Origin of the sequence: Falsihalocynthiibacter sp. S25ZX9, from assembly GCF_041205405.1 — a bacterium.
Taxonomy (GTDB): domain Bacteria; phylum Pseudomonadota; class Alphaproteobacteria; order Rhodobacterales; family Rhodobacteraceae; genus Falsihalocynthiibacter; species Falsihalocynthiibacter arcticus.
On sequence record NZ_JBGFCD010000001.1, the window covers coordinates 415702 to 425905 of the forward strand.

The window sequence follows — 10204 nt, forward strand, 5'->3', positions numbered from 1 at the left end:
GCGCACGAAAACCCCTCCTAGACCAACTGCGACAGAAAAGTCGTTAGGTCGGAAGTATGATAATGAATGTGATCTTGGGGCGATTGCTCGGGGGCCACATGAATCGTGCGCATTCCCATCGCATGGGGTGCAATGAGGTTGCGCGTATCATCCTCAAACATTGCGGCGGAGGCGGGAATGGTGCCATCCTTTGAAAATATGGTTTCGAACGCAGCGCGCTCGGGCTTGGGGCGAAAATTTGCGTGCTCCACGCCGTAAATTGCATCGAAAATACCATCGAGGCCTCGCGCCTTTAGAACCCGTTCGGCATAGGGCGCGGTGCCATTTGTATAGACGATTTTACGTCCGGGAAGTGCTGCAATCCGCTCTGCTAACGCCGGAGCAGGGCGCATATGTGACACTGAGATGTCATGGACATGGGTCAAATAGGGCGCGGGATCGACGCCATGTTCATCCATTAATCCAGTCAAAGTAGTTCCGTATTTTTGCCAATAGTGCTGGCGAAGGTAATTGGCCTGTTTTTCGTCAACGTTGAGAGCGGTCATAACAAAATCGGTCATGCGAACTTCGACTTGGTCAAATAGCCGATCTGACGGCGGATATAGCGTATTGTCGAGGTCAAAGACCCAATGTTTGATGTGGGAGAATTCAGGCATTGGAGATTTAGTTTGATTTTGCATAACCGCATTGTAGGGAGTTGTGATTGAAGCAGCAACGGGGTTGATCGCGATTGCCGCACGGGAGTAGGGTGCGGATACGCGAGGGGAAGCACATGAGTGAACACAAAAATGGCCAAAAAGATGCGTATGCGCTGGTTTTAGGCGCAATCGACGTCGGAATTTATCGGCCAGGGGATCGATTGGTTGAGAGCGAATTGGCCGAGCAGTTTGGCGTTTCCCGCACGCCCATTCGAGAGGCCCTTCAACGGCTTGAAACACAATCCCTTTTAACCCGGGATGGTCGCAGTTTGATTGTGGCTTCCCTTGATCACAATCAGTTAGCGGAATTATATGTGGTGCGGACTGAGCTTGAAGGGCTTGCTGCCCGTTTAGCAGCACGCCATGCCGCGCCCGAGGAAATCCGTGTTTTACGCGAAATGGTCGAAGAGGATCGCGGTTTTTTAAGCGATCCGGAAGCGCTGTCGTTGGCCAACAGAAGATTTCACAAGCAAATTCACCTCGCTTCGCACAATCGCTACCTCGTTCAGCAGTTGGATTTGGTGCATCGCACGATGGCTCTCCTTGCGACCACCTCCTTGGCGGTCAAAGGGCGGGGCGAAACGGCGCTCAATGAGCACGAAGCCATTGTCGCAGCGCTGGAAAAACGGGACGGTGAAGCCGCACATTTGGCGCTCAAAAGCCATATTTCAAAGGCCTTTGAGACGCGCCTCAAACTTGATGCCTTGAGCGTCCGGATTTAATTATGGCGTTTATTTCAAACTCTATTTGACGATTTCACTACCTTTTCCGCGTAAAGGCCATGCTCTGTTTTATCCCAATAGAACGGGCGAACAATAAGTTCATAGATGCCTTTGTAAGACGCTAAAGCTCCTAGCGGAAAATAAAAGTGAAGCGTCGGAACCCACCACAGAAGATGTCTGTGTCGTGGGCCCGAAACCGCCATCATTCCAACAGAAATTGATAGGATCTCAGATAGGAAAAAAATAATCCCGAGCGCGATTATCGCGTTGCTAGGGAGGATCATTTTAATCGGGTGATGATCGAAGAAAGGAACGAGCCAAAAAGACCACAATAGGGGGGCCAAAATATACTGGCTGAGGGTGCCTAGAAACAGGAGTTGGACGCCAAGAAAGCGCCATGGACCCAAGTCCTTTAGTAGTTTCGCAGGATTGCGCATGTGGACCGCCCATGTGATTGCATAGCCTTTAAGCCACCGAGAACGTTGCTTAACCCACGGCCAGTAGCGGCAATTCGCTTCCTCATAGGTGACTGTTGGGAGAACTTCCGTTCGATATCCGTGCCGCGCAAGGCGAATTCCAAGGTCCGCATCCTCAGTGACATTATGTGCGTCCCAACCCCCAAGTTTTTCAAGTGCTTCGCGTCGGAAAAAAAGCGTCGTACCACCAAGTGGGATAGCAAAGCCAATTTTTTGAAGCCCTGGCAGAATAACGCGAAACCATGTCGCATATTCGACCGTGAAGCACCGAGCCAGCCAGTTGGTTTGTGCATTGTAAAAATCTAAAACGCCCTGCAGGCAGGCAACGTCTTGTCCACGTTCGTGAAATCTTTGAACCACAGTATGGATTTGCCCCCCTTCGGGGGCGTCTTCGGCGTCATATACTCCGATGATTGTCCCTCGACAGAAATCCAACGCATAGTTCAAGGCCCGCGGTTTGGTCCTTACTGCCCCAGTTGGGACGGTCACGACGCGGGCCCATTTGGGCAGGTAGGCTTCGGCGAGGGCCTGTGTGGTTGTGTGGTCATCGGCCTCTACGACGAGGCAAATGTCCAACAATTCCTTTGGATAGGACAGTTTGGATAGGCGTCGGATGAGCTGGCTTGCAACTTTTCGTTCTTTGAAAAGAGGGACCATGACGGACACCACGGGAAGGCGCGCAATTGACGTTGACTTATGGTGTCGAAACCCTGGCGTTTCCTTTTTTCTAAAGTTTGAGACTTGGGTTGCCGCTGCTGCGAGTTTTAGCGCGGAACACGCAATCAGAGTAAGAACCGCCCAGCCAAAAAATAAGGAAATAACGAATTTTGGAACTAACAATATTCCCATGATAATAAAGAGAATAAGGGCAGTTGCGAACCGCTTTTTCTGTGGAGTGTGCCAGTTGCGGCAACTCTCTTCTTCGCGAACGCAGGTCTCTGCACTATGCGTTAAGTAGGTTTGCCGAACCCGCTCTAAGGCACTAAAAACTTGGGCCTCTGAGGCGATTGCCATGCGTACAGGACCAAAATTTTCAGGGAGGTTGCGGAGCACCTCAGCAAATTCTGCAGGGCGGGCTGTGCAGATAATCGTCACGATCCCGACCCGTTTCCAAGGCAAAAAACGCCCTTTTAGGCATACTTTTGCGCCAATGGCGTCAATAAGTCGGGCGTCCGGCTGCTCAAAGTTTAAATCTACGAATTGCGCCCCCCATTGCTCAGAGAGGCCGCGATAAAGGTCTTGGTCAGTCACTAGGTCGTGGGCGATCAAAATATCGCCTATTTGGACTTCTTGCCGTGCCTGCAGTGCCAGCGCTTTCACGAGGTCACCAGGCGAAAGAGCGCCGTTTTGCACGAGGATTTGGCCAATAGGAGTCCGTCCACGCTCGGCTCTTGGCTGATGTGGAGCAACCGTAGCGAACGGTCGCACAGTACGAAGTTGGGTCAGTTGCATGGTGCAGGCGACGTCCTATGAGGGCACGCCTACATTTACTGGGAATGGTTAATGTGCGATTAACCGACGCGTAAAGAGTGCTACTTTTCCATCGCTTTTACAAAACGCTCAAAGAGGTAATAGCTGTCTTGCGGGCCGGGAGAGGCTTCGGGGTGGTATTGGACCGAAAATACCGGTTTTCCGTCGACTCGAAGGCCGCAATTGGAGCCGTCAAAAAGGGAAATATGGGTTTCAACGACGCCTTTGGGAAGGGATTGAGAATCGACCGCGAATCCGTGGTTCATTGACGTTATTTCAACTTTTCCGGTGTCTTTATCTTTAACAGGGTGGTTTGCACCGTGGTGGCCGTGGCTCATTTTGACTGTTTTTGCACCCAAGGCCAAAGCAAGCATTTGGTGGCCAAGGCAAATACCGAAAACGGGAATGTCGGCCTTGAGAATACCTTGGATCATTGGCACGGCATAGACGCCCGTTGCCGCGGGATCACCGGGACCGTTTGAAAGGAACACACCTTCGGGGGCGTGGGCCAAGATTTCTTCGGCGGTCGCGGTGGCGGGAAGCACTGTGACGTCGCAGCCAGCTGAGGCGAGGCAGCGTAGAATGTTGCGCTTGGCGCCGAAATCAATCGCAACGACTTTGTGGCCGGGCTTCGTGGCTTTTGAGTATCCGTCAGGCCAAGCCCAGCGTTGCTCATCCCAGGTATAGGACTGCGCGCAGGTCACTTCTTTGGCGAGGTCGAGGCCTTCTAGGCCTTTGAACGAGCGCGCTTTTTCCACGAGATCGGCGATATCAAAAACGCCGTCCTCAGAATAGGAAAGAGCCACATGCGGCGCACCTTGCTGGCGGATTGCGCGGGTGAGGCGGCGTGTATCAAGGCCACCAATTCCGATGCGCCCGCGCCGTTTGAGCCAGACGGTCAATTCTTCGGTTGCGCGCCAATTGCTGGCGTCGGTGGGGTCCCATTTGACCACCATTCCGGAGGCAAAAGGATCGGCAGTTTCGTCGTCTTCGGGGGTGACGCCAGTATTGCCAATATGGGGGAAGGTGAAGGTGACGATTTGGCCCGCATAGGAGGGGTCGGTCATGATTTCCTGATAACCGGTCATGGCTGTATTAAAGCAAAGCTCTGCGATCTCGGTGCCCTCGGCTCCAAACCCATAGCCGTAAAACAGAGTGCCATCCGCAAGCGCAAGGCAGGCAGTGGGATGTGGTGAAGCGGAAGGTTTATACGATGTGGCGGCAGACATGGGCGACTCCTTAGGCAAATCGGGCGCAAACTTGTCGGAAACTAATGGCGGACGGCAACAGGGTCAAGGGGGCAAAAGAAAATAGATTAGTGTTAATATTCAATATGTTACCAATATAGACGGAGGTTGAAAGCTTAGAGATCACAGAGTATTGTCCTAGGTCTTAACTTTTCGGAAACCAGGGGATGGAAACCGATGGACATGAGAACAAGAATTACGACGGCGATGAAAGAGGCGATGAAGGCAAAGGAAGCGGCTCGGCTTTCCACGCTACGTCTTATCAACGCTGCAATTAAAGATCGTGACATCGCTTTGCGCGGTGAGGGCGACGATTCTGGGGTGGCGGGAGATGAAATTCTCGGAATTCTGGGAAAAATGGTCAAACAGCGTCAGGAAAGTGCGCGCGCCTATGAAGAAGGTGGTCGTCTTGAATTGGCGGAGAAAGAGCTGCAAGAGATTGTAGTTATTGAAGAATTTCTGCCGCGTCAACTTGATGCGGATGAGAGCGAAGCCGCTGTTGTGGACGCGATCAAATCGGTCGGGGCTGAGTCTATTCGTGACATGGGCAAGGTCATGGGCGTGTTGAAATCCAAGTATACAGGGCAAATGGATTTCGGACGGGTTGGACCGCTGGTCAAGGACAGACTGGGCTAAAACAGCCGTAAGTTTTCCATATGATTTGCATATGTTTTTCATATGCGCGTTTCTTAAAAAGGCAGGGCTCCGTTTGGGCCCTGCCTTTTGAGTCTGCGGTGTAGATAAATCCGCTAGAGGCCGAGCTGTTGGCTCAGCTTTTTGAAGTCCTCCCAACGGGGAAATCCTCGGTACTTGGTGGAGCCATAGGTGGTGCCGTATTTATAGGGAAGGAAAGCGACAAACTCGCCAGCTTCATCGAGCATATCCAAACCGTAGACCGAACCAATATGATATTGATAGCGGACGACTTTTTCTTTTTGGGAATAGAGCTGGCCGTTCCACACCCATTTGCAGGTGAGGACGTTGATCTCCTCGGCGCCGTCAACCTTCCACACCCCCTTGCACACACGCGGCCCTTCGGGATGGTAGCTGAAGGACAGCAGTCCGCCGTTTCGAGCCTGATAAATTTGGCCGTTGGCATGGGTGTCAAAGCTGTTACCGGAAAGCATCCGTGCGATCTGAAGCTCATTGGCGAGGGGTCCCGAACCGGGAACATCGTTTCGCCCGCCAGAGCAGGCCGCCATGAGCAGTAGGCTCAAGGCGCCGGTTTTCAGAATGAACCTCCAATTGGCCGAGACGAACAAAGGTATTCCTTTAGTGGGGCGCACGACCCTCTTGCCGTGGACGCCATCATCACATCCCTTAGGTTAATGTGAGGTTATTGCGAGAGGGGGGGGAATTGGGTTCAAAAGGCGACCGCGGCGAATTTCTGGGTTGTTGACAGAACAAATGTAGCCGTGCTCTTGTATTGCCTCGTATGCGTCTCAAAACCAAGAATGGAACAGAAGAAGGAAAACATAAGGAGATTGAAATGAAATTTGCAGTCTATTTATTTGCCGCGACTATTGCCGCACAGAGTGCTTTTGCCTCTTGTCCTAGTTCACCACCAGAGACCGTTTGGAATACCCACGATGGAGATCAGCACGTTAACGCGGAGTATCTGCAAAAGATACTAGCGGGTAACTCCGTCAAATATGGTCGCGAAGGCACCGAGTATTACAACAACAATGGAACATATATTTTTAGTACCTCGGCGGGCGAACTCAGAGCGCCCAGCTACAAGTATTATGAAGATGGCTCGCGCTGCATCAATACAGTTACCCCGCGGTTCGATCTTTTTGTTGTCAACGATAGACGCCTGATTTTGATTACGAATGACGGTACGCGCTTGGAAGGCCAAATAAGAAGATAGCTTCTTCAGGGTGAAGGAAGGTTGAATTCAAAACCTTCAAGAGGTTGCCGGAACGCGCGAGAAGACCGCCTTTGTTTGACGGTATAAAGTGACAGAATCGAAATTTGACAACAAAAAAGGCCCCACCAAGGGAATGGTGGGGCCTTTTTATTATGGGGTCGGCGATCTTAGTGTGAGTGGGGTTTGTCCCAGACGCTTTGATCAACCAGTTGCTCGAATGTGTGCTCTGGGGGTGGGCAAGGAAGGGTCCATTCCAGAGTGTCGGCGTATTCATTCCAGTAGTTGTTCACCGTGATTTTTTTACCGTAACGCAGCGAGTAGACCATGATGCCGATAAAGAAGATGAACGAAGCGAAGGAAAGGAACGCGCCGTAGGAGCTGATTTTGTTCCAGTAAGCGAAGGCTTCAGGATAGTCGATGTAGCGACGTGGCATGCCCTGACGACCCAAGAAGTGCTGTGGGAAGAAGGTCAGGTTTGCGCCGATGAACATCATCCAGAAGTGCAGTTTACCGGCCCATTCAGGATACTCACGGCCTGACATTTTACCGAAGTAGAAGTAGACGCCGGCGAAGATACAGAACACGGCTCCAAGGCTCATCACATAGTGGAAGTGGGCCACAACATAGTAGGTGTCATGATAGGCACGGTCGACGCCCGCTTGGGAAAGAACGATGCCCGTTACGCCACCAACGGTGAAGAGGAACAGGAAGCCGAGCGCCCAAAGCATGGGGGTTTTTAACTCGATTGAGCCTCCCCACATGGTGGCAATCCACGAGAAGATCTTGATGCCCGTGGGCACCGCGATCACCATTGTCGCCATCATGAAGTAGCTTTGTTGGCTAAGCGACATACCCACGGTGTACATGTGGTGTGCCCAAACAACGAAGCCCAGAACCCCAATGGCGACCATCGCGTAGACCATTGGCAAGTAACCAAAGATCGGTTTCTTGGAGAAGGTTGCGATGATGTGGGAGACGAGACCAAAACCGGGAACGATGATGATATACACTTCGGGATGCCCAAAGAACCAAAGGATGTGTTGGTACAGGATGGGATCGCCGCCGCCTTCGGGTTGGAAGAAGGTGGTGCCGAAATTCCGGTCGGTGAGCAACATGGTGATCGCGCCAGCCAGAACGGGTAGGGCCAGAAGAATCAGCCATGCAGTTACAAAGATCGACCACGCAAAGAGCGGCACTTTGTGCATTGTCATGCCGGGGGTACGCATATTGAGGAAGGTGGTGATCATGTTGATCGCGCCAAGGATCGAGCTAGCGCCCGAAACGTGGACCGCGAAGATCGCCAGATCCATCGAGTAGCCGCCCTCCGAGGTGGAGAGAGGTGGATAAAGCACCCAGCCAACACCAGAACCGCTTTGACCGTTGCCACCCGGGGCAAACAGTGAGGCAATACCAAGGCATGTGCCAACGACATAAAGCCAGAACGAAAGGTTGTTCAACCGCGGGAACGCCATATCGGGCGCGCCGATTTGGAGCGGCATAAAGTAGTTACCAAAACCACCGAAAAGGGCGGGGATAACCACGAAGAACATCATCAAAACACCGTGATAGGTGATCAAAACGTTCCAGAGGTGCCCGTTTGGCGTACAGAGTTCAGATGAATCCGCGAACAGACGTGCGCCTTCTAGGCACATATACTGAACACCAGGGTTCATGAGCTCTAGGCGCATATAAACGGTGAAAGACACCGATATGAACCCGACCGCCGCGGCGACGAAAAGATACAGTAGTCCGATATCTTTGTGATTTGTAGACATAAACCAGCGGGTAAAGAAACTCCGCTCGTCGTGGTGTTCGTCGCTAGTCATAGCTGCGTCGGCCATGTCCTGCCTCCCAGTGCTTTTATAAATTGGACGCGCAGGGGCAGGCCCTGCGCGACGTGTTCCGCTCATGTCTTAGAGCGCTTCTGTTTTGTGGGCAATCATCTAGACGTCCCGACGCCCTTTTTTTTTATCGTTTCCGACGAAATACGGAATTTATTCCGATGCGGGACCCATTGTTGCAAGGAAGGCCGCAACATCTTCGCCGCCCTTTTTCAATTTAAAGGTCATTTTTGTTTTTGCGCCCGAATCGCCTGTGACCTCTTGGAGGTAGTCTTTTGGGTTTCCAGCATACTCAGCGATGGCTTCTTCGTCCCAGACGATGCCCGCTTCATTTGCTGCAATAAGGCCGGAACCATATTTGAAATCTTCTTCGGACCCCATAACACGACCGACGATACCATAAAGATTTGGACCCGTTTTGCCGCCTTTGAGGAGCACTTCATCGCCATTTGCGATCATATGGCAAGACTTACACTGCTTGAATGTTTTCTCGCCTTTTTCGATATCGCCTTCAGCAAACGCAGGGGATGCGATTGCGAGGGATGCGATCGCGGCCAAAATATGAAATTTTGTCATTAGGAACCTCTTTAGTGAGTTAAGTGTTCGCGCTGTGCCCGCATATCATAGGGAATCGACGCCGAATTAAAGCGTAAAAAACCTTCTGCGACCATTTTGTCGTTTTATTTCGACGAACAGGGCGGCCTTAGGCTTCATAGGGCGCGACGCACCGCTCAAAACAGCGCTTGAGGGCCACATCGACATCGCCCATTTCGACGGGCAGCCCTAAATCTACGAGGCTTGTGACCCCGTGTTCACGTATGCCACAGGGGACAATGCCGTCAAAATGCGACAGGTCGGGTTCAACGTTGATCGAGATGCCGTGAAAGCTGACCCATTTGCGCAGGCGCACACCAATAGCGGCGATTTTGTCTTCTTGGAGGGATCCGTCGACATTGAGGGGGCGATCAGGGCGCGTGACCCAAACCCCGACTCGGCCCGCGCGGCGCTCGCCTGTTACGTTGAATTCCGCCAAGGTGTCAATCACCCATGCTTCGAGCTGATTGACGAAGCAGCGCACGTCATGGCCGCGTTTGCCGACATCAAGCATCGCATAGGCCACCCGTTGGCCAGGGCCGTGGTAGGTATATTGTCCGCCGCGTTTGCTCTCGTGAACGGGGAAACGGTCGGGATCGGTGAGGTCTTCGCGTTTTGCGCTGGTGCCTGCCGTATAGAGGGGCGGGTGTTCGACCAGCCAGATGGCTTCCTCGGCCTCGCCACGGGCAATCGCGTCGGCGCGTTGCTCCATGAAGGTTACGGCCGCCTCATACTCCGTGAGACCCTCAGATAGAATCCATTCAACCACCGAAGTCTCCTCATATGCGTTTTCTGCTTTTTCCGGCCGCTTGCGTGGTCAGAAAAGGTACGGTTTCAGACGGACAAAACCGCGTGCCCTCTGGTTAAAGGTTTCCCATGGAATCGTGCAAGAGTGCAATGGTTCGAATTCTGGGGGCGATGGGAGGGATTTCGTGGTTCTGCGGGTAGGGGAGGCTTTGTCGCGCCCTCATTTTTAAGGGATTTGTACAGAGGGGGAAGCAGAGGTGGAAGTTTTCTGACTATTGCCGCGTTTTCCTACTTCACATCCCCGAATCCCTTGGCTATACCCCGCCCCAGACTACCAGAATATCACGTGCGGTCGTGGCGGAATGGTAGACGCGCAGCGTTGAGGTCGCTGTGGGGTAACACCCGTGGAAGTTCGAGTCTTCTCGACCGCACCAATATTTTCCCCTTAAACAGTGATATCCCTTGTTTATATAAGGTTATACAGGGGTTTATGGTGGGCGTTTCGTACTGAAATGCACTAAAAACCATTAAAATTGACA

General features: G+C 52.3%; 9 protein-coding genes, 1 tRNA gene and 1 pseudogene. 4 read left to right on the top strand and 7 right to left on the bottom strand.

Features of this window, described 5'->3' with window-relative positions; genetic code table 11:
- Window positions 1-17: 17 nt before the first annotated feature.
- The gene (locus AB9F29_RS02025) at window positions 18-656 is read right to left on the bottom strand and encodes a pyrimidine 5'-nucleotidase (RefSeq protein WP_369754406.1); all 639 of its coding nucleotides are present in this window, start codon (window positions 654-656) and stop codon (window positions 18-20) included.
- Between the two features lie 116 nt (window positions 657-772).
- Between AB9F29_RS02025 and AB9F29_RS02030 the strand changes: the two genes are divergently transcribed.
- On the top strand, window positions 773-1420 hold the full coding sequence (locus AB9F29_RS02030; RefSeq protein WP_335585801.1) for a GntR family transcriptional regulator: 648 nt from the start codon (window positions 773-775) through the stop codon (window positions 1418-1420).
- 14 nt (window positions 1421-1434) lie between these two features.
- On the opposite strand, the gene AB9F29_RS02035 is transcribed toward AB9F29_RS02030, so the two are convergent.
- Both AB9F29_RS02035 and carA read right to left on the bottom strand, forming a co-directional pair.
- Window positions 1435-3348 (bottom strand): glycosyltransferase, encoded by a 1914-nt coding sequence (locus tag AB9F29_RS02035; RefSeq protein ID WP_369754407.1) that lies wholly within the window; start codon window positions 3346-3348, stop codon window positions 1435-1437.
- Between the two features lie 80 nt (window positions 3349-3428).
- The gene (carA, locus tag AB9F29_RS02040; protein WP_369754408.1) at window positions 3429-4595 is read right to left on the bottom strand and encodes a glutamine-hydrolyzing carbamoyl-phosphate synthase small subunit; all 1167 of its coding nucleotides are present in this window, start codon (window positions 4593-4595) and stop codon (window positions 3429-3431) included.
- 195 nt (window positions 4596-4790) lie between these two features.
- On the opposite strand from carA, the gene AB9F29_RS02045 reads away from it, so the two are divergent.
- A complete protein-coding gene (locus tag AB9F29_RS02045; protein WP_039002563.1) occupies window positions 4791-5249 on the top strand; it encodes a GatB/YqeY domain-containing protein in 459 nt (152 codons plus the stop codon).
- Window positions 5250-5362: 113 nt separating this feature from the next.
- Here the strand turns inward: AB9F29_RS02045 and AB9F29_RS02050 are convergent, their stop codons facing one another.
- Window positions 5363-5875 carry a hypothetical protein gene (locus AB9F29_RS02050; protein WP_335585798.1) on the bottom strand — a complete coding sequence of 171 codons (513 nt, stop codon included), beginning with the start codon at window positions 5873-5875 and terminating at the stop codon, window positions 5363-5365.
- Between the two features lie 227 nt (window positions 5876-6102).
- Here AB9F29_RS02050 and AB9F29_RS02055 point away from each other — a divergent pair, with 227 nt between their 5' ends.
- The gene (locus AB9F29_RS02055) at window positions 6103-6483 is read left to right on the top strand and encodes a hypothetical protein (RefSeq protein ID WP_335585797.1); all 381 of its coding nucleotides are present in this window, start codon (window positions 6103-6105) and stop codon (window positions 6481-6483) included.
- A gap of 167 nt (window positions 6484-6650) precedes the next feature.
- Here AB9F29_RS02055 and AB9F29_RS02060 read toward each other — a convergent pair whose 3' ends face one another.
- The 3 genes and pseudogenes from AB9F29_RS02060 to lipB form a co-directional block, all read right to left on the bottom strand.
- Entirely contained in the window at window positions 6651-8324 is a 1674-nt protein-coding gene (locus AB9F29_RS02060; protein WP_335585796.1) for a cytochrome c oxidase subunit 1, read from the bottom strand.
- 153 nt (window positions 8325-8477) lie between these two features.
- Window positions 8478-8900, bottom strand: a complete 423-nt coding sequence (locus AB9F29_RS02065; protein WP_335585795.1) for a cytochrome C — start codon at window positions 8898-8900, stop codon at window positions 8478-8480.
- Between the two features lie 127 nt (window positions 8901-9027).
- Window positions 9028-9696: pseudogene (lipB, locus tag AB9F29_RS02070) on the bottom strand (lipoyl(octanoyl) transferase LipB); the annotation flags it as partial.
- A gap of 317 nt (window positions 9697-10013) precedes the next feature.
- On the opposite strand from lipB, the gene AB9F29_RS02075 reads away from it, so the two are divergent.
- A tRNA-Leu gene (locus AB9F29_RS02075) sits at window positions 10014-10099 on the top strand.
- The last annotated feature ends 105 nt before the right edge of the window (window positions 10100-10204 follow it).